Consider the following 19,811-nt stretch of genomic DNA (forward strand, 5'->3'; position numbering starts at 1 on the left):
GAGACCGACGGGAACCACGATGACCACCGAAGCAGTGCGGCCGGGCGAGATGAGCACGGCGAAGCAGCGGTTGATCGAGCAGCGGTTGCGCGGCCGTGCGTCGGCCGGCGCGCCGGACCGGCCGGAGATCCGCCGGCTCACCGGTGACGGGCCGACCGCCCTCTCCCCGGTGCAGCACGGGATGTGGCTGGCCAACCAACTCCTGACCGACAACGCCGTGTACGGCGTCCAGTGGTCGATGTGGCTGCGCGGTGTGGTGGACCGCGGCGCGCTGGCCGCCGCGTTCGCCGCCCTGGCCCACCGGCACGAGGTGCTGCGCAGCGCCTACCCGGAGGGCGAGAACGGCCCCGTGCAGGTGCTCGGCGACGTGTCGGCGGACCTGCTGCGGGTCGAGGAGCCGCACGACCTGGACGGCGCGCTCGCCCTGGCCGCAGCGCTCGCCCGCGTCCCGTTCGACCTGGCCGCCGGGCCGCTGTTCGGCGCGGTGCTGGTGCCGGTCTCCGGGGACGCCGAGGAGCACCTGCTGGTGATCCGGGCGCACCACCTGCTGGTCGACGAGTGGTCCGGCGGCATCCTGGCCCGCGAGCTGACCGCGTTCTACGAGGCGTTCCACACCGGTGCCGAGCCCTCGCTGCCCGAGCTGGACGTCCGTTACGCGGACTACGCGCGGTGGCAGGCCGAACGGGTGGCCGGGCCGCTGGGCCGCCGCCAGCTCGACCACTGGCGCACCGCGCTGGACGGCGCCGCGCCCGTGCTGGAGCTGCCGACCGACCGGGCCCGCGACGTCGCGGACCACCGCGGCGCGACGATCCGCGCCCGGCTCTCCGCCGAGACCTCCGCGGGCGTGCACCGGCTGGCCGCCGCCTCGGGCACGACCGTGTTCAGCACGGTGCTGGCGCTGTTCGCCGGGCTGCTGCACCGCTACACCGGGCAGCCGAGGTTCGCGATCGGCTCGCTGGTCGCGGGCCGGCCGACGCCGCAGACCGAGCCGCTGGTCGGGTTGTTCGCCAACACCGTGGCCATCCCCGTCGACCTGTCCGGCGACCCGACCGCGGCCGAGTCGGTGCGCCGGGTGAACCGCTCGGTGCTCGACGCGCTGGCCCACTCCGACGTGCCGTTCGACCAGGTGGTCGCCGACCTGCGGGTGGAGCGCAGCGCCGAGCACAACCCCGTGTTCCAGGTGCTGTTCCAGGCGTTCGAGGCCGGTGCCACGCCGTGGCGGTTCGCCGGGCTGGCGGTCGAGCCGGTCCCGGTGGACGACGGCCACGCCAAGGTGGACCTGACCCTGTTCGCGATCACCAGGCCGGACTGCGTCGAGCTGGTCCTGACCTACGCGCGCGGCCTGTACGAGGACGCGACCGCGCGGCGGTTGCTGGACCACCTGGCCGAGCTGATCGGCCGCGCCGTCGCCACGCCGGACCGCCCGCTGGCGGAGCTGGACGTGCTCACCCCGGCCGAGCGCGACCGCGCCCTGCGGAGGTGGAACGACACCGACGCGGTGTTCCCCGACGACGCCACCGTGCACGGGCTGTTCGAGCGGTGGGCCCGGGAGGAGCCCGACCGGGTCGCGGTCCGTGCCGTGGACGGCGGTACGGTGACGTACCGGGAGCTGGACGAGCGGGCCAACCAGCTCGCCCACCACCTGCGGGCGATGGGCGTCGGCCGGGAGTCCCTGGTGGCGGCGTGCGTCGGCCACTCGACCGAGATGTTCGTGGCGCTGCTGGGCATCCTGAAGGCGGGTGCGGCCTACGTGCCGCTGGACGCCGCGTTGCCCAGCGCCCGGCTGGAGTGGATCCTCACCGACACCGCCGCGCCGATCGTGGTCACCACGGCCGCGCTGCGCTCGGCCGTGCCGGAGGCGTTCGCGGGCCGGTTCGTGCTGGTGGACGCCGACTGGCCGGAGATCGACGCCCGACCGCGCAGCGCGCCGGAGCCGTTGTCCGACGCCGGGAACCTGCTCTACGTCATGTACACGTCCGGCTCGACGGGCAAGCCCAAGGGCGTGCTGGTGCCGCACGTCGGCGTGGTCAACTACCTGCACTGGGCGATCACCGGCTACGGGCTGGAGGGCGAGCGCGGCGCGCCGATGCTCGGCTCCATCGCGTTCGACCTGTCGGTGCCGAACTTCTGGCTGCCGCTGGTCGGCGGCCGGTGCGTGACTCTGCTGCCGCCGGACCGCAGCCTGGAGACGCTGGCGGGCGTGCTGGCCGACCCGGGCGACTTCAGCCTGCTCAAGATCACCCCCGGGCACCTGGACGTGCTGCGCGGGATGCTCGACCCGGGTTCGGTGCGTTCCGTGCGCACGTTCGTGGTCGGCGCGGACGAGGTCCGGCCGGAGACCGTGGCGGGCTGGCGGCAGGTCGCGCCGAACGCCCGGATCATCAACGAGTACGGCCCGACCGAGACCGTGGTCGGCTGCTCGGTGCACGTGGTCGAGGACGACTTCGACCCGTCGCGGTCGGTGCCCATCGGCAGGCCCATCGACAACATCCGGATGTACGTGCTGGACAGCGGCCTGAACCCGATGCCGGTCGGCGTGGTCGGCGAGCTGTACATCGGCGGCATCGGCGTGGCCCGCGGTTACCTGCACCGGGCCGCGCTGACCGCGGAGAAGTTCGTGCCCGACCCGTTCGGCGAGCCCGGCGACCGGCTGTACCGCACCGGCGACCTGGCCCGCTACCGGCCGGACGGCGAGCTGGACTTCCTGGGGCGCACCGACTTCCAGGTGAAGGTGCGCGGGTACCGCATCGAACTGGGCGAGGTCGAGGCGCGGTTGGGCCTGCACCCCGGCGTGGTGGACGCGGTGGCCGCGGCGGTCACCGGGACCGGTGGCCACAAGCGGCTGGTGGGCTACCTGGTCGCGGCGGACCGGACCGCTCCCCCGACGCCGGCCGAGCTGCGCGCGTTCCTGGCCGAGGTGCTGCCGGACTACATGGTGCCGTCGGTGTTCGTCGTGCTCGACCGGATGCCGTTGACCAGTGCGGGCAAGGTGGACCGCACCGCGCTGCCGGCACCGGGTTCGGCCGCCGCCGGCCGTGCCGCCGACGACGCGCCGAGCACTCCCGTGGAGCACCTGCTGGTCGCCGTGTGGCGGGAGGTGCTGGGCCGGTCGGTCGGGGTGCGGGAGAACTTCTTCGAGGTGGGCGGCGATTCGGTGCTGGCGATCCGGGTCGCGGCCCGGGCGCGGCGGGCCGGCCTGGCGATGTCGGTGAGCGCGCTCTTCCGCCACCAGACGATCGCCGAACTGGCCGGCGCGGTCGGCCCCGGTGACGTGATCACTGCCGGTGACGCGGCGGTCGGGAACGGCCCGGTGCCCGGTGCGGCGGCGTCGACTGGGCCGGATGCGGTGCCGGATGCGGCGGCGGCGACCGGGCCGGATGCGACGGCGGTGGCCGGGCTGGACGCGGTGCGCGGTGCGGCGGCGTTGACGGGGCTGGGCCCAGTGCCCGGTGTGGCGGCGTTGGCGAAGCTCGGTGCGGTGCACCGGTTGTCGCCCTTGCAGGCCGGGATGTTGCTCAGCGCGGTGGCCGATCCGGAGGCCGGCGACTACCTGGAGCAGTTCGTGCTCACCTTCGACGGCGTCCTCGACCACGACGCGATGGCGCGGGCGTGGCGGGCGGTGGCCCAGCGGCACGCCGCGCTGCGGACCTCGTTGCACTGGCGCGACCTGCCGCACCCCGTCCAAGTGGTGCACCCGGACGCCGTGCTCGCGGTGGAGCGACACGACTGGCGGGACCCGCACCCCGAACCTCCGGCCGAACGGCTCGCCGGGCTGCTGCGCGCCGAGCGCTCGCGCGGGTTCGCCGAGGACCGGCCGCCGGTGCGGGTGCACCTGGTCCGCGTGGCCGAGCAGGCGCACCACGTGGTCTGGGTGCTGCACCACGCCCTGCTGGACGGCTGGAGCATGCCGATCGTGCTGGGCGAGCTGGTCGCGCTCTACCGCGCGTTCGCGGTCGGCGCCCCCGCACCCGAGCTGCCCGAGCCGGTGGACTCGCTGCGCCACCTCGCCTGGCTGGCCGGTCGCGACCGGGCCGAGGAATCCGCTTATTGGCGCGACGCCCTGGCGGGCTTCACCGAACCGACGCCGATCCCGGCGGTCGGGCCCGAACCCGCGACCACGAAGCGGCCGGCACCGCGCGAGGACCGGGTCGTGCTGTCCGATGAGGACAGTGCGGCGCTGCGGGCGCTGGCCCGTCGCCACCGCGGCACGCTCGGTGGGTTGATGCAGGGCGCGTGGGGCCTGGTGCTGGCCCGCAACAGCGGTCGGCGCGACGTCGTCTTCGGCACGGTGGTCGCCGGGCGGTCGGCGGACCTGCCGGACCTGGACCGCGTGGTCGGCATGTTGATGAACACCGTGCCGACCCGAGTCCGGTTCACCCCCGGCGAGACCACCGGCGACTGGCTGCACCGGCTGCGCGCCGAGCAGTGGGCGCTGCGGCCCTTCGAGCACAGCGTGCCGGGCGAGGTGCGGCGGCACTGCGGCGTGCCGGCCGGGCGGTCGTTGTTCGACAGCATCGTGGTGTTCGACAACGTCCCCACCGGACAGGTGCGGCTGCCGGGCGCGGTGCTGAGCGCGGTCGCGCACGACCACGGCCGGTCCGGTCACCCGCTGGTGCTGGACATCGCGGACCGCGACGCGGTCGAGGTGTCGTTGTTCGCCGACCCCGAGCGGGTGACCGCGGCGGACAGCGCGGCGCTGCTCGCCGAATACGGAGAGGTGCTGGCCCGACTGGCGGCCGGGGCGTCACCGGACGAGGTGCTCGTGTCGTCCGCGGCCCCGGTGGGGGCGACGCGCTTCGAGCCGGCCGCAGCGCCGGTCGTGGCAACGCCGGTCGAACCGGCCGCGGCGCCGGTCGGGTCGCGGTCCGCCGAGGCGGAGCGCATCCTGACCGCGATCTGGTCCGACGTGCTCGGCGTGCCCGACATCGGGCCGCACGACGACTTCGTGGAGTGGGGCGGCGACTCCATCCTCGCCATGCAGGTGGTGGCGCGGGCCCGGGACGCCGGTCTCCGGCTGCGGCCCGGTCACGTGTTCGACCACCCGACGATCGCCGCACTGGCCTCCGTCGCGAGCGTGGCCGCCACCGGAGCAGCCCCGGTCGACACGACCGGACCCGACGACGACGTGCTGGCGCAGCTGCACGCCCGCTTCGGCGCCGACGCGGTGGCCGATGCCTATCCGCTGTCCGCCCTCCAGACCGGCATCCTGGTGCACTCCATCGGCGAGGACAGCGCGTACGTGCAGGTGTTCGGCTTCCACCTGGACGAAGACGCGGACGCGGAGCGCTGGGAACGGGCCTGGCGGCTGGTCGCACGGCGGCACGCCGCGCTGCGCACCGCGTTCGTCTGGCAGGGCCTGGCCGAACCGCACCAGGTGGTGCTGCGCGCCGAGGACGTGCAGCTGTCCGTGCTCGACTGGCGCGGCCTGCCCGCCGACGAGCGCCCCGACCGGCTCCGCGAGCTGATGACCGCGCAGCAGCGCACGCCGTTCGACCTGTCCGCGGCGCCGCCGATGCGGCTCACCCTCGTCCGCACCGGCGACCGGAGCGCGGAACTGCTGTGGCGCACGCACCACATCGTGCTGGACGGCTGGAGCGCGACGGCGGTGTTCCGCGAGGCGCACGCCGCGTACCGGGCACTGGGCGAGGGCGACGCGCCACCGGAACTGCCCGAGCCGACGCCCTACCGCGACTACCTGGCCTGGCTCGCCGGCCGTGACCGCGACGCGGACGCCCGGCACTGGGCGGGCGTGCTCGCCGGGTTCACCGAGCCGACCCCGCTGCCCGCGGCCGATCCGGTCGAGGCGGGTCGGGCCGAGGACGAGAACGAGGACGGCCGGATCGGCAACGGCATCGTGGTCGTCGACGCGCCGGCGGACCTCGTGGCCGCCGTGCACCGGGCGACCCGACGCCATCGCGTCACGGCGGGCGCGCTGGTGCACGCCGCGTGGGCGTTGGTGCTGGGCCACCACGGCGGCCGGTCGGACGTGCTGTTCGGGTCCACCGTGACCGGCCGGTCCGCGCCCGAGGTGCAGGACGTCGTCGGCATGGTCATGAACACCCTGCCGGTGCGGGTCGGCCTGGACGGCGCGGCCCCGGTCGGCGGCTGGCTGCGCGGCCTGCACGAGCAGTTGGTGCGGCTGCGCGAGCACGAGCACTGCACGATGACCGAGGTCCGCAGGCAGGCCGACCCGGCCGACCGGTCCCGGCGGCTGTTCGACAGCATCGTGGTGTTCCACAACGAGCGCTACGGCACGCAGGCCCTGCCGCCCGGCGTGGCGGCGATCGCGTCCACCGAGGCCCTGGACACCGGCTACCCGCTGGTGCTGGACGCCATCCTGCGCGACGGCCTGCAACTGCAGCTCAACCACCAGCGCGACCGGTACCGCCCGGGAACCGCCCGGCGGCTCGCCGAGGACTGCCTGGTGGTGCTGCGGGCCCTGGTCGCCGAGGACGAGCGGACCTTGGGCGAGTTGCCGGCCCTGCTCGCCCCGAGCGTGGTGGGCACCGCGCCGACGGCCGTGACGACCGCGCCCGCCGGGTTCCTGCCGCCGCGCAGCGGCCGGGAGCAGACGATGGCCGACATCTGGGCCGACGTGCTCGGCGTGGACCGGGTCGGCGTGCACGACAACCTGTTCGACCTCGGCGGCGACTCGGTGCTGGCGATCCGGATCGTGTCCCGGGCGCGGCAGGCGGGCATCCCGATCAGCCCGCGCCGCCTGATGGACCACCCCACGATCGCCGGCCTCGCCGTGGACGACCTGGACGCGCGGGCCGCCGTCGCGGTGCACGCGGACCAGGGCGTGATCACCGGGCCGGTGGCGCAGACCCCGGTCCAGCGCTGGTTCACCGAACTGGACTGGCCGCACGACCACTACAACCAGAGCGCCCTGCTGGCCGCCGACGAACGCCTGGACCCCGACGTGCTGCGGTCCGCGCTGGCGGTGCTCGTCGGGCACCACGACGCGCTGCGGCTGCGGCTCACGCGCGGCGAGCACGGCTGGGAGCAGCGGCTCGCCGACGTGACCGACGCGCCCGAGGTGCGGGTGGTCGCCGACGACGAGCTGGCCGACGCGGCGGACGAGGCCCACCGCGGGCTGAGCCTCGCCGGCGGTCCGCTGCTGCGGGCGGTGCTGTGCCGCGGGGAGGACGGTGACCGGCTGCTGCTGGTGATCCACCACCTGGCCGTGGACACCGTGTCGTGGGGCGTCCTGCTCGACGACCTCACCACCGCGTACCGGCAGGTGCGCGACGGCGAGCCGGTCGCCCTGCCCGCCAAGACCACGTCCGTGCAGCACTGGGCGTCCAGGTTGGCCGCGCACGCCACCGGCGACGAGTTCGCGGGCGAGGCCGCGTACTGGCGGGGGTTGGACTTCTCCGCCGCCGCCGACCTGCCCGTCGACCACGTGACCGGCGCCCACACCGAGGGGTCGGCGGTCGAGATCACCACCCGCGTGCCGGCCGGGCTGGTGACCGGCTCGCCGCACCGGGTGGAAGACCTGCTGCTGGCCTCGGTGTCCCGAGCCCTGGCCGACTGGACGGGACGGCGGACCGCCCTGGTCGACGTCGAGCGCCACGGTCGCGAGCCGCTGTTCGCCGACGTGGACCTGTCCCGCACGGTCGGCTGGTTCACCGCGGTGCAGCCGGTGCTGGTCGAGCTGACGGGCGACGCCGCGACCGACCTGGCCGTGGCCGCCGAGCAGCTGCACGGCGTGCCCGACCACGGCATCGGCTACGGGCTGTCCGGCGGGCGGCAGGCCGCGCAGCTCGTGCTGAACTACCACGGTCGGCACACCGGGGGGACGCGCGAGTTCCTGCGGCCGGTCGACGGGCCGACCGGGGTGGCGCGCTCGCCCGAGGGCGTGCGGCCGTACCTGCTCGAAGTGGACGCCGCGCTGGACGCGGACGGCCTGCACGTGACGTGGAAGTTCTCCACCGCCCGGCACGACGGGGCGACCGTGCGCCGCCTCGCGGACGCGGTGCTCGACCACCTGCGGCTGCTGGCGGCCCTGCCGGCGCCGCCGGCCGACCCGGTGGCGACCCGGGTGTTCCCGGGCGCGCCGGTGCTGCTGGTGCCCGCCGCCCGTCGGGCGCTGCCCGGCTTGAGCGCCGCCGTGGTGGTGGACGGCGAACCGGTGCGGGCGTTCGCGCACGGCGTGCTGCGCCGCGGCGAGTCCGCGCCGATCACGCCCGGCACGGTGTTCCAGGCGGGTTCGGCGAGCAAGCAGGTCGCCGCGCTGACCGTGCTCCGGCTCGTCGACGCGGGGCTGGTCGAGCTGGACGCGCCGGCCGACGCGCACCTGCGCGGCTGGCGGGTCGGGTCGCCGGTGACCGTGCGGCAACTGCTCGACCACACCGGCGGGCTGACGTTCCACGACTACTCGGGCTACCCGCCGGACGGGCCGGTGCCGCCGCTGGCGGAGGTGCTGACCGGTTCCGCGCGGGTCGACACGCCCGCGGTGCGCGGCGAGCTGCCGCCCGGCGAGCGGTACCGCTACTCGGGCAGCCACTACACCGTGCTCCAGCAGCTCGTCGAGGACGTCACCGGCACGTCGTTCGCGGTGGCGGCCCACGACCTGGTGCTCGCCCCGCTCGGGCTGCGCGCCAGCGGTTACGGGGCGGAGTTCGTGGCCGGTCGGGCCGACGTGGCCAGCGGGCACCGGGCGACCGGCGAGGCGTACCCCGGCGGGTGGCGGGTGCTGCCCGAGCACGCCGCGGCCGGGTTGTGGACCACCGCGACCGACCTGGCCCGGATCACGCTCGAGGTGCACCGGGCCGCGCACGGCCGGTCGTCGCTGCTGCCGGCCTCGCTCGGCGGGCAGCTGGGCACGCCGGGCATGGGTTCCGGCTACGGGCTCGGCGTGTTCGTGTTCCGCCTCGGCGGCCGGACCCGGATCGGGCACGGCGGCGAGACGCCGGGCTACAAGTGCTTGACCACGTTCGACTGGGAGACGGAGGCGGGTCTGGTGGTCATGACCAACGGCGACGTGGGGCGCGAGTTCCTGCGCGAGGTGCACGCCGAGATGGGCGTCGCGGACTTGGAGATCATCCATGACTAGCGTGCTGCGCGACCGCGTGGTCCGGCTCTACCTGGTCGGCCAGTCGTTGTCCGGGCTCGGCGACTCGGCGCTGTGGCTGGCGCTCGCCATCTGGGTGAAGACGCTGACCGGCAGTTCGGCGGAGGCCGGGCTGGTGATGTTCTTCTTCTCCGCCGCCGCGCTGGCCGCGCCCGTGCTCGGCGCGGTGGTGGACCGGGTGCGCCGGTCCCGGCTGCTGGTGTCCGCGAACCTGGTGGGCGCGGTGGTGGTGCTGCCGCTGCTGCTGGTGGACGGCCCCGAGGACGTGTGGCTCGTCTACCTGGTGATGTTCGCCTACGGCGCGGTGAACAAGGTGATCGGGTCGGCGCAGTCCGCGCTGATCGCCGACGTGCTGCCCGCCGACCGGCTGGCCGAGGCCAACGGGTTGCTGCGCTCGACCAGGGAGGCGCTGCGGATCGTCGCGCCCCTGGTCGGGGCCGGGCTGTTCGTCTGGCTCGGCGCGCCCGCGGTGATCGTGCTGGACGCGTTGACGTTCCTGGCCGCGGTGGCGTTCCTGCTGCGGATGCGGGTGCGGGAGGAGCGGCCGGAGCCCAGCGGCCGGGCGTTCGGGGCGGACATCGCGCAGGGCGTCCGGTACGTGGTCGACCACCGCGTGATGCGCTGGCTGGTGCTCGGGTTCGGGGTGGCCGCGCTGGCGTACGGGTTCGGCGAGTCGGGCATCTTCTCGGCGATCGGCGACGGGCTCGGCCTCGACCCGGCGTTCGTCGGCATCACCGGCGTGGTGCAGGGCGCGGCGGCGGTGCTGATCGGGCCGTTCGCGGGGCGGCTGAACCGACGCCTCGGCGAGCTGCGGCTGGTGCGGCTCGGCCTCGCCGGGTACGCGGTGAGCCTGGTGCTGCTCGTGGTGCCGTCGCTGCCGGTGGTGCTGGTGTCGATGGCGGTCGCCGGGGTCTGCCTGCCGCTGGCGGGCGTGGGTCTGATCACCTACCTGCAGACGAACACGCCGAAGAACCTCCAGGGCCGGGTGTTCTCCGCGGCGGACCTGGCGGTGTCCGCGCCGTTGGCGCTGTCGGTCGCGCTGGGCAGCGGCCTGCTCACCGTGCTGGGGTACCAAGTGCTGTTCGCGGTGGGCGCGGTGGTGCTGCTGGCCGGGGCCGCCCTGACCCTGCGGGCGTCGGCCCGGCAGGCCCCGGTGGTGGCCGGCGAACCGCCCGTGCCGGTGGGCGCGGAGCGCTGACGGGCAGCGGGCCGGCCCGGTCGTGCGGCGGCCCGCACCCCGACAGCGCACACCCCGTCGACGTGACAGCGAAGAGGCCGGTGGTCTGCGGACCACCGGCCTCTTCGCACGCGCACGATCAGACCGCGACGGGCGAGTGCTCCCGCACGATCGCCGCGATGGTGGACACCGCGCGCGACACGTCGGCGGCGTCCACGCCCCGGTGGGTGACCGCGCGGAGGGTGCCGCGGCCCAGCTCCGCCAGCCGGACGCCGTCGCGCGCGGCCAGCTCGATGAGCGCGGCGTGCGTCAGGCGCGAGCCGGTCAGCCGGAAGCGGACCATGTTGGTGCGCACGCGGACCTGGTCGACCTCGACGCCCGGCACCCCGGCCAGGCCCTCGGCCAGCGCACGGGCGTTGGCGTGGTCCTCGGCCAGCCGGTCGATCCCGGTGTCGAGCGCGACGAGGCCGGCCGCCGCCAGCACGCCCGCCTGGCGCATCCCGCCGCCGAGCATCTTGCGCAGCCGGCGGACGGCGGCCACGAAGTCCGCCGAACCCACCACCACCGACCCGATCGGCGCCGACAGCCCCTTGGACAGGCAGAACTGCACCGAGTCCGCGTGCCGGACCAGGTCCGCCGGCGGCACGCCGAGCGCGACGGCGGCGTTGAAGATCCGCGCGCCGTCCAGGTGGAACCTCATCCCGTGCGCGGTGGCGAAGTCGGCCACGGTCGCCAGTTCGGCGGCCGTCAGCGCGACGCCGCCCGCCCGGTTGGCCGTGTTCTCCACGCACACCACGGCCGGCACCGCGAACTGCGGGTCGTCGACGTCCTCCGGCAGCGCGGCGAGCAGGGACTCCGGCCGCGGTCGGCCGTGCTCGTCGGTCTCGACCGGGTGCAGCGCCAGCCCGCCGAGCACCGAGACGCCGTGGGCCTCGTAGGCGTAGATGTCCGAGTCCCGCGCGGCCAGCACGCCCGTGCCGCGCGGCGCGTGGGCCATGATCGCGGCCAGGTTGGCCATGGTGCCGCTGGGCAGCAGGCAACCGGCCTGCTTGCCGAGCAGGTCCGCCGACCGCTCCTCGAGCCGGGCCACGGTCGGGTCCTCGCCGTAGACGTCGTCGCCCAGCGGCGCGCCGACCATCGCGGCCAGCATCTCCGACGTCGGGGTGGTGAAGGTGTCGCTGCGCAGCTCCACGATCGAACTCGGCATGGCACGTCCTCTTCTCAACGGGTGGCCGGCACCGGGATCGGTGCGGTCGCGATCCGGATGCGCGCGTGCGCCGATCCCGCCCGCGCGATGGCCTGCGCCGCCGTCGCGCCCACGGCGATGACGTGGCCCCGGCGGTCGGTGAAGCTGTGGTCGGGGGTCAGCCGCTCCCCCGGTGTCGCCGTGCACACGGCTTCGGTCACGCCCGGGGCCCGGCGCGCGTCGTCCACACCGGACACCGAGGTCACGACGCCGGCGGGCGGCACCAGGAAGCGGATCGAGGCGTGAGCCGGTGCCGCGGGCGCCGACGGGGAGGGCGGCGCCAGGCCGGCGGCGCGGGCGACCACCTCCGCCACCAGGTCCCGTCCCGACGCGTGCCGCACGAGGCGGGGGATGAGGCCGCCCGCCAGCCGCGGGTTGACCTCGATCAGCCACGGTCGGCCGTCCGCCCAGCGGAACTCGACGTGCGCGGTGCCGTCCGGCAGGCCGCACGCCTCCAGCGCCGCCAGCGCGGCCGAGCCCAGCGCGGCGGACGTCGACCGGGGCACGGGCGCGGGGAAGTCGTGCCCGTGCTCGACGAAGTGCGGCTTCGGGCCGAGGTGCTTGGCGGTCACGCCGACGAGCTCGCCCGCCAGCACCTCCACCGAGAACTCGGGACCGGTGATCTCCCGCTCCACCAGCACCTCCGCCGCGCCGTCGGCGAACAGCCGGGCGGCCCAGCGCCCGGCCTCCTCGGGGTCGGCGCACGCGCGGACCCCGCACGAGCCGGAACCGCGGCCCGGTTTGACCACCACAGGGCCGAACGCGCGGGCCGCCGCCACCGCCTCGGCGGGCGTGCGGCACCCCGCGAAGTCCGGCGCCCCGAGGTGGCCCAGCCGCTCCCGGGCGGCCACCTTGTCGCGGCAGACGGCGATCCCGTCCGGGTCCACGCCGGGCAGCCCGAGGTCCCGGGCCACGGCGGCGGCCACGCCGATGAAGTACTCGCTGCTGCTGGTGACGCCGCGCAATCCCGGCAACGCCGCGCACGCGGTCCGCACGGCCTCCGCCGAGGCGGTGTCCACCGGCAGCACGTCCAGGTCCAGTTCGGCCGCGTACGGGTAGCGCCGCTCCCCCTTGGTGAGCAGCACCGGGCGCAGGCCGAGCCGGCGGGCGGCCACCGCGAAGTCGCGGCCGGTGCCGGTGGTGTTGCTCTCCACCAGCGCCAGCCGACCCGCGCTCACCGCCCCGCCCCGGCGACCAGCGCGTGCACCGCGGCCGACCGCTCGTCGTCCGCGGCCCGCACCCGGCCGGCCCAGGCCCGCGCGTCCCGCACCCGGTCCCGCCAGTCGGCCAGCAGCCGCGCGTGGGCCCGGTCGAACGAGCGCGGACCCGGCCCGCCGCCGAAGTCGGTCGCCGCGCAGACCGCGGCCGGGTCCAACCCGGTGAGCACCGCGCCCAGGTCCACCGGGAACCCCTCGTCGCACAGGACCCGGTCGAGGTCGGCGGAGGCCGCCACCATCGCGGACCCGGACACGGGACCGCCGCCCGCCAGGCCGGTGATCAGCCGGCCGACCGCGCGGTGCGCGACCCGGAACGGCACCCCGGCGGTGACCAGTCGGTTGGCCAGCGCGGTCGCCACCGTGCCGCCGCGGTCGGCGTCGGCGAGCATCGCGCCCGCCCTCGGCCGCGCGCCGGCCACGACGGACAGCGCGAGCCCGAGCACGTCGACGAGCTGCCCGAACGCGGGCCAGACCGGCGCGACGGCGTCCGTGGTCGCCTCCACCGAGTTGCCGAACGGCACCCCGCGCGTGACGCTCGCCGCCGCCGTCCACGCGCCGATCAACGCGCCGGCGCCGCCCTTGATGTGCTCCAGCAGGAACGGGTTGCGCTTCTGCGGCATGGCGGAGCTGGAGCCGACCAGGCTGTCCGGGAAGTCGACCAGGCCGAACTCGGGCGTGCTCCACAGCTGGAGGTCGGCGGCCAGCCGGGACAGCGTCAGCCCGGCCAGCGCGCCCGCCGACAGCAGCCGGACCAGCCCGTCACGCGAGGCGACGGAGTAGCCCGCGTGCTCCACCGGCTCGTCGAACCCGAGCAGCCGCGCCGTGTGCGCCGGGTCGACCGGCACGTCGGTGCCCGCGCCCGCCGCCGCGCCCAGCGGGCACCGGCGCAGCGAGCGGGCGGCGTGCCACACGCCGGTGATGTCCTCGTCCAGCGCCTCCGCGATGCCCAGCAGGTACCAGCCGTAGCTCACCGGCACGGCGGGCTGGTACTGGCTGAACGCGGGCATCACGGTCCTGCGGTGCCGCCGTGCGGCGGCCAGCAGCACGGCCTGCAGCCGAAGCAGGCCGCTCAGCACCGCCGCCACCTGCTCGCGGGCCCGCAACTGGTGCACGGTGGCCTTCAGGTCGTTGCGGGAGCGCCCGGTGTGCAGGACGCCGCCGACGGCGGGGCCGAGCAGCCCGATCAGGTGCTCCTCGTACAGCAGGTACGCCCCGCGCACCGCGGGCCGCCCGCGCAGCGGCGCGAACCCGTCACCGCGCAGCCGGTCGATCTCGACCAGCAGCGCGGCGGCGGACTCCGGCGCGATCAGCCCGCGGGCGGCGAGCATCAGCAGGTGCGCCTGGTCGATCGTGCTGACCCAGGGCAGTTCGGCGTCGATCCCGGCATCCGCGGTCGCGCCGAACACGATGCGCGCGGAGCGGGCGCCGAGCCCGCCGACCACCCGCCCGGTGCCCACCGCGGACCTCGGCGGCGCGACGGTCGGCACGTCCATCACGCGACTCCCGCCAGGTCCGCGCCCACGACCTCGGCCAGCGAACGGCGTCCCCACGGCAGCCGGGACCAGCCGGCCACCGCGTCCGAGGCCGCGCTCGCGGTCACCGGCGCGCCGGCGGGCGCGTCGGCGGACCAGCCGCCCGCCGCCAGCCACCCGTCGTCGTAGACCGTGTCGAGGTAGCGGTACCCCTCGTCGGGCAGCACCACGACGGTCAGCGCGTCCGGGTTGCGCGCCGCCCACCACGCGCCGGCCAGGTAGGACGCGCCGCTGGTCGGCCCCATGAACAGGGCGTGCCTGCGGTGCAGGTCCCTGGTGGCGGCGTAGGCGCGGCCCGCGTCGACCCAGTGCACCTCGTCGAACTGCCGGTGGTCCAGGTTCGCGGGCACCAGGCTGTTGCCCAGCCCGCGCAGCGCCCGCAGCCCGTCGGGCTGGCCGAACAGCACGCTGCGGTGGGTGTCCACGCCGACGGCCCGCAGGTCCGGGAACGCCTCGCGCAGCGCGCTCGCCGTGCCGCACATCGAGCCGCCCGACCCGACCGGGCCGACCAGGCAGTCCACCTGGCCGAGCTGGTCGGCGAGCAGCTCGGCCACCAGCGCGTAGGACGCCGGGTTGGCCGGGTTGGCGTACTGCTCGGGGCAGAACGCCGACGGCAGCGAGGCCATCAGCTCCGCCACCCTGGCCAGCCGGGTGGCCTGGTAGCCGCCGCCGGGCGCGCGTTCGCGCACGATGTCCACGGTCGCGCCGAGGTCTTCGAGCCTGCGTTGCAGGGGCGCGTCGATCACCGGGTCGCTGACCAGCACCAGCGGCCGCCCGGTGATCGCGCACTCCATGGCCAGCGCCAGCCCGAACGTGCCGGAGGTGGTCTCGACGACCGTCGTGCCCGCCTCCAGCAGGCCCTGGTCGGCCGCCTGCCGCATGATGTGCCGCGCGGGCACCATCTTCATCAGCCGGTAGGCCAACGCGTAGAGGTTGTCCGTCAGGCGCACCACCACGGGGATCCGGTACGCCTCGACCACGTCGCCGAACGCGGGCACGGCTCAGCCCCCGGACCGCGTGCGCAGGCTGAGCGGGCGCATGTCGGTCCACACCCGCTCGATGTGCCCCAGGCACTCCTCGCGGGTGCCCGTCGCGCCGCCGTCGCGCCAGCCGGCCGGGACGTCCCGACCGGCCGGCCAGATCGAGTACTGCTCCTCGTGGTTCACCACGACCTTGAAGGTCGCCTCGCTGTCGGACACGGTCTCCGCCTCTCGCCGTCGTGCCGGGGACACCAGGTTCCGACGGCCGTTTACCGCGGTCCTATCCCGCCGCTATCGCCCGGTCGGCGTCGATCGGCCACCGATGCCGGATCGATAGGACCGGGCGGTTCAGTGGTGGCAGTCCCGTGGATCCGGCGACGGTGTCACCCAGCCGGTCCGGCCCCCGTCGAAGGCAGGTCGAAGTCCCATGAGCATTCCCGCCGAAGGATCAGTGCGCCCGGCCGCGTGGCCGTGGCCCGATGACGAGTTGCACGTCGACGGTGTGCTGCTGCTGCGCCGGCTGGCCGAGATCTCCCGCATCGGCGCCCGGCCGGGGCGGGGGATCACCCGGCTCGGCCTCACCCCCGAGGAGACCGCGGCCCGCGCGTACCTCGCCGAGCAGTGCCGCCGCGACGGGCTGGTGGCCCGCACCGACGAGGCGGGCAACCTCGTCGTGCGGCGGCCCGGCGCCGCTCGCCCGGACCGGCCGGTGCTGCTCATGGGCTCGCACATCGACACGGTGGTCGACGGCGGCAGGCTGGACGGCACCTACGGCGTGATGGCCGCGTGCGAGGTGTTGCGGGTGCTGGCCGCGCACGACGTCGAGCTGGCCTACGAGCCGGTCGCGGTGGCGTTCACCAACGAGGAGGGCGCGTTCTTCCCCTACCCGTTCTTCGGTTCCCTCGGCCTGGTCGGCCGGGTGGACACCGAGCACGCCCGGCGGATGACCGCGAACGGCGTGGCGCTGCCGGACGCCCTGCGCGCCGCGGGCGGCGACCTGGACAACATCGCGGACGCGGCGTGGCCCGCCGGGTCGGTCGCGGGCTACCTGGAGCTGCACATCGAGCAGGGCCCCGTGCTGGAGCAGGCGGGCGTCCCCATCGGGGTCGTTCAAGCCATCACCGGCCGCACCATCCTCGACATCACCGTGCGCGGCGACCAGGACCACGCCGGCACCACGCCGATGTGGGCCCGCCGCGACGCCCTCACCGTGGCCGCGCGGGCGGTGCTGGCGATCGAGAAGCTGGCCCGCACCCGCGACCTGTGCCGGGTGTCCACAGTGGGCCGGATCAGCGTGGACCCGGGCACCACCAACGTGATCCCCGGCACCGCGCGGCTCACCGCCGAGATCCGGGACGGCCGCGCGGACCGGCTGCGCGCCGCCGAACTGGCGATCACCACCGAGCTGGCGCAGCTCGCCGAGGCGACCGACACCGGGATCGAGGTGCTGCCCGCCCGGATCACCCAGCCGGTCGCCACCGACGACGCGCTGAGCCGCGCCATCGCCGACGCGGCCGACGGCCTGGGCCTGCGGCACGCCGCCCTGGACAGCGGGGCGGGCCACGACGCGCAGGTGGTCGCGTCCCTCGCGCCGATCGGGATGATCTTCGTGCCGAGCCGGGACGGGATCAGCCACGCACCGCACGAAGACACCGACGACACCCACCTGGTGGCGGGCGCGGACACGCTGCTGCGCACCGTGCTCGGGGTGGCGCGGCCATGAGCCACGAGGAGGAGACCATGACCAGTCCACAGAGGATCGCGGTGTTCTGCGGCGCCAACCCCGGTCGCGGCGGCGCCTACCTGGCCCGCGCGGCCGAGCTGGGCGCCGAGCTGGGCAGGCGCGGCATCGGCCTGGTGTACGGCGGCAGCGGGGGCGGGCTGATGGGCGCGGTGGCCGACGGGGCGCTCACCTCGGGCGCCCACGTCACCGGCGTCATCCCCCACCACCTGACCCAGTACGACCCGGTGAAGACCGACATCGACGAGATCCACCTCGTGGACACCATGCACGAGCGCAAGTCCATGATGTACCGGCTGGCGGACGCGTTCATCGTGCTGCCCGGCGGTTTCGGCACCTTCGACGAGCTGTTCGAGGCGTTGACGTGGGTCAAGATCGGCCTGCACGACAAGCCCGTGGTGCTGCTGGACGTGGACGGCTACTACCGCCCGCTGGGCGCGCTGCTGGACCGCAGCTCCCGCGAGGGCTTCATCTCCGGCGGCGAACGCGGCCTCGTGCGGCTGGCCTCGACCGCGGAGGAGGCGCTGGACCTGTGCGGCGCACGACGGGTCGCCGAGCTCGCCGCCCGCTGACCACCCCGCCGAACGGCCCGGGACCCGGATCCGACCGGGTTCCGGGCCGTCGCCTCGGCCCCGATCGGAGCCGGTCGACACTCCGCCACCGGCCCGCGGTCGGTGCGGTGCCTCGACCGCGCCACGGTGGCCGCCCAGCCCTCCCCCGGCCGGGGAACCGCGGCACGATCTCCGCGCTACCGGTCCGTGTCGCGCGCGGATCCGACGCGTGTCACGTCCGGAGGATTTTTCCGTTCGGGCTCAGCGGCAGCTCGTCGCAGTGCTCGAAGCGGTGCGGGAGCATGTAGGGGGGCAGGTGCTCGCGCACTAGGTCGATCAGGTGACTCACCGGCACCGGATTACCCGTGTAACGGGCGACGAGATCCGTCCGATCGCTTTGCGTGACCGCATTCACCACCGCATCGCGGACATCCGGGTGACGACACAGAACAGATTCCACCTCACCCGGCTCAATGCGGTAACCACGAATTTTCACCTGGTTGTCCACGCGACCAAGGAATAGCAGCCGGCCATTCTCCTCGGCGACCCGGTCGCCAGTCCGGTACCAATGCCGGTCGGTCGGCACGCGGTCCTCGAACACCCGCGCGCGGCCGCCCTCCCAGGCCGTGAACCGGCCCGCGTTGTCCGCCGGGTCGAGGTAGCCGTCGAACCGCTGCGGCCCGCGCACGCACAGCTCGCCCACCGGCGCCGGCCGGCCGTCCTCGTCCAGCACGACGTGCTCCATGTGCGGGTAGATCCGGCCGATCGGCACCGTGGGCAGCCCGTCCTCGTCCCCGGTGAGCTCGTGCCTGCTGACGGAGATCGTCACCTCGCTGGGGCCGTAGGAGTTCAGCAGGCGGCTGTTCGGCGCGGCCCGCCGCCACCGCGCGGCCTGGCCGGGCAGCAGCCGGTCCCCGCCGAACACGCTGCGCCGCAACGTCGGCATGCTGCCCGGTTCGAGCCCTTCCAGCCGTTCCGCGACGGCGATCGTCGACGGCACCGACCACCAGTGCGTGATGCGGCGGTCGCGCACGTACCCGACCGGTTTGAGCACCTCGTGCGGCTCGGGCACGACCAGCGTCGCGCCGGCCGTCCACGCCAGCCACATGTCCGCGACGGACGGGTCGAAGGTGAGGTCGAAGGTCTGCGACACCCGGTCGCCCGCCGCCATGCCGCGCCGCGGCCCGTTGAACCGGAGCCAGGGCAGCAGGTTGCGCCACCGGATCGGCACGCCCTTGGGCCGGCCCGTCGAGCCCGAGGTCGACACCACGTAGACCAGCGGGTCGGGATCGTCGCGGGCGGGCGCCGGGGCGACCGGACCGGTCAGCGCCTCGTCCGGGGTGAGGGCCAGACCACCGCCCAGGGCGCTGAGCTGCGCGGTGTCGGCCGCGTCCGCGAGCACGAGGTCGACGCCGGCCGCACGCGCGAACAGCTCGTTGCGCGCCCGCGGGAACGCCGGGTTGAGCGGCACCACGGCCGCGCCCAGGCGCACGGCCGCCAGGTAGCCGGTGAACGCCACCACGCCGCGCGCGGCGAGCAGGCCCAGGCGCGCGGGCGGTCCGCCGTTGGCCCGCCCGACCAGACCCGCCACCCGCTCGGCGGCCCGCGCCAACTCCGCGTAGGTGAGCCTGCGGCCCTCCGCTTCGAGCGCCACGAACCCGCGGTGCGTGGCGGCGCTCGAGGTGAACAAGTCCCACAACGACACCACGCCCATTGGCGCCCTCCCGGTCCACCGCGGTCCGTTTCGGGTTTCTCCGACCGCCAGTGAACCACAAATTGCCGGCGGACCCGGACGGCGTATTCCCGGGAACGCGGTCGAGACCGATCGCCCGACGTGCACCGAATTGATCTTGGGCGCGTGGACCCCTTCCCCTCCCGATCCGTTGTGGTACGGTCCGACTGAATGGGGAAATTGACTGTCGGACGGTTCGGGGACCGGCTCGGTCGAATTTGCGGTGAGCCCTTTCCGGATCGTCTTGTGCCGATCGAGGGGGATGCGATAGTGGCGCTCGACCGTGACGAACTCCTGCTCGACCTGTGGCGGGAGGTCCTCGGACCGGCGACCGATCCCGCGGTGGGGTTCATCGAGGCGGGCGGGGACTCGTTCAAGGCCGTGCTGCTGGCCACGCGGGTGTTCGAGGCGACCGGGCGCGACCTGGACTACCTCGACGTGCTCCAAGCGGACGGGCTCGACGCGCTGCGGCTGCTGGTGACCGGCGCGGAACCCGCCGGGCCGCGCGGCTGAGCCGAGCGTCCCGCCCCGCCCCGTCCTGCCCCTCCCGTCCCGCACG

The 19,811-nt window shown here is 75.2% G+C and carries 11 protein-coding genes; 5 read left to right on the forward strand and 6 right to left on the reverse strand.

The window, feature by feature from the left end; genetic code table 11:
• The first annotated feature begins 19 nt into the window (after positions 1 to 19).
• Positions 20 to 9,058 (forward strand): amino acid adenylation domain-containing protein, encoded by a 9,039-nt coding sequence (locus ACZ7GX_RS35025; RefSeq protein WP_498783200.1) that lies wholly within the window; start codon positions 20 to 22, stop codon positions 9,056 to 9,058.
• On the forward strand, positions 9,051 to 10,274 hold the full coding sequence (locus ACZ7GX_RS35030) for an MFS transporter (RefSeq protein ID WP_498783202.1): 1,224 nt from the start codon (positions 9,051 to 9,053) through the stop codon (positions 10,272 to 10,274). The genes ACZ7GX_RS35025 and ACZ7GX_RS35030 overlap by 8 nt, the downstream gene beginning before the upstream one ends.
• A 118-nt stretch (positions 10,275 to 10,392) precedes the next feature.
• Here the strand turns inward: ACZ7GX_RS35030 and ACZ7GX_RS35035 are convergent, their stop codons facing one another.
• The 5 genes from ACZ7GX_RS35035 to ACZ7GX_RS35055 are packed head-to-tail and all read right to left on the reverse strand — an operon-like array spanning position 10,393 to position 15,447.
• Positions 10,393 to 11,460: a GntG family PLP-dependent aldolase gene (locus ACZ7GX_RS35035; protein ID WP_498783204.1), complete on the reverse strand. Its 1,068-nt coding sequence runs from the start codon at positions 11,458 to 11,460 to the stop codon at positions 10,393 to 10,395.
• A 14-nt stretch (positions 11,461 to 11,474) separates the two neighbouring features.
• A complete protein-coding gene (locus tag ACZ7GX_RS35040; RefSeq protein WP_498783206.1) occupies positions 11,475 to 12,677 on the reverse strand; it encodes an ATP-grasp domain-containing protein in 1,203 nt (400 codons plus the stop codon).
• Positions 12,674 to 14,209 (reverse strand): argininosuccinate lyase, encoded by a 1,536-nt coding sequence (locus ACZ7GX_RS35045; RefSeq protein ID WP_498783208.1) that lies wholly within the window; start codon positions 14,207 to 14,209, stop codon positions 12,674 to 12,676. Before ACZ7GX_RS35045 ends, ACZ7GX_RS35040 begins: the two co-directional genes overlap by 4 nt.
• Entirely contained in the window at positions 14,209 to 15,246 is a 1,038-nt protein-coding gene (locus ACZ7GX_RS35050) for a cysteine synthase family protein (protein ID WP_498783210.1), read from the reverse strand. Before ACZ7GX_RS35050 ends, ACZ7GX_RS35045 begins: the two co-directional genes overlap by 1 nt.
• Before the next feature lie 3 nt (positions 15,247 to 15,249).
• Positions 15,250 to 15,447 (reverse strand): MbtH family protein, encoded by a 198-nt coding sequence (locus tag ACZ7GX_RS35055; protein ID WP_230572455.1) that lies wholly within the window; start codon positions 15,445 to 15,447, stop codon positions 15,250 to 15,252.
• A 208-nt stretch (positions 15,448 to 15,655) separates the two neighbouring features.
• Between ACZ7GX_RS35055 and ACZ7GX_RS35060 the strand changes: the two genes are divergently transcribed.
• Together ACZ7GX_RS35060 and ACZ7GX_RS35065 are read left to right on the forward strand one after the other, a co-directional pair.
• Positions 15,656 to 16,951 carry a Zn-dependent hydrolase gene (locus tag ACZ7GX_RS35060; RefSeq protein WP_498783211.1) on the forward strand — a complete coding sequence of 432 codons (1,296 nt, stop codon included), beginning with the start codon at positions 15,656 to 15,658 and terminating at the stop codon, positions 16,949 to 16,951.
• A 17-nt stretch (positions 16,952 to 16,968) separates the two neighbouring features.
• Positions 16,969 to 17,541, forward strand: a complete 573-nt coding sequence (locus ACZ7GX_RS35065) for an LOG family protein (protein ID WP_498783213.1) — start codon at positions 16,969 to 16,971, stop codon at positions 17,539 to 17,541.
• Between the two features lie 211 nt (positions 17,542 to 17,752).
• On the opposite strand, the gene ACZ7GX_RS35070 is transcribed toward ACZ7GX_RS35065, so the two are convergent.
• Positions 17,753 to 19,234, reverse strand: coding sequence for an amino acid adenylation domain-containing protein (locus ACZ7GX_RS35070; RefSeq protein WP_498783214.1), 1,482 nt, complete (start codon positions 19,232 to 19,234; stop codon positions 17,753 to 17,755).
• 288 nt (positions 19,235 to 19,522) lie between these two features.
• On the opposite strand from ACZ7GX_RS35070, the gene ACZ7GX_RS35075 reads away from it, so the two are divergent.
• On the forward strand, positions 19,523 to 19,765 hold the full coding sequence (locus ACZ7GX_RS35075; RefSeq protein WP_498783216.1) for a phosphopantetheine-binding protein: 243 nt from the start codon (positions 19,523 to 19,525) through the stop codon (positions 19,763 to 19,765).
• The last annotated feature ends 46 nt before the right edge of the window (positions 19,766 to 19,811 follow it).

This window comes from Actinosynnema sp. NPDC037264, assembly GCF_055603705.1.

Bases quoted from the DNA above. Each gene is read 5' to 3' on its own strand.
- ACZ7GX_RS35025 (WP_498783200.1), top strand. From the start codon at position 20: ATGACCACCGAAGCAGTGCGGCCGGGCGAGATGAGCACGGCGAAGCAG.
- ACZ7GX_RS35030 (WP_498783202.1), top strand. From the start codon at position 9,051: ATGACTAGCGTGCTGCGCGACCGCGTGGTCCGGCTCTACCTGGTCGGC.
- ACZ7GX_RS35035 (WP_498783204.1), bottom strand. From the start codon at position 11,460: ATGCCGAGTTCGATCGTGGAGCTGCGCAGCGACACCTTCACCACCCCG.
- ACZ7GX_RS35045 (WP_498783208.1), bottom strand. From the start codon at position 14,209: ATGGACGTGCCGACCGTCGCGCCGCCGAGGTCCGCGGTGGGCACCGGG.
- ACZ7GX_RS35060 (WP_498783211.1), top strand. From the start codon at position 15,656: ATGAGCATTCCCGCCGAAGGATCAGTGCGCCCGGCCGCGTGGCCGTGG.
- ACZ7GX_RS35065 (WP_498783213.1), top strand. From the start codon at position 16,969: ATGACCAGTCCACAGAGGATCGCGGTGTTCTGCGGCGCCAACCCCGGT.
- ACZ7GX_RS35070 (WP_498783214.1), bottom strand. From the start codon at position 19,234: ATGGGCGTGGTGTCGTTGTGGGACTTGTTCACCTCGAGCGCCGCCACG.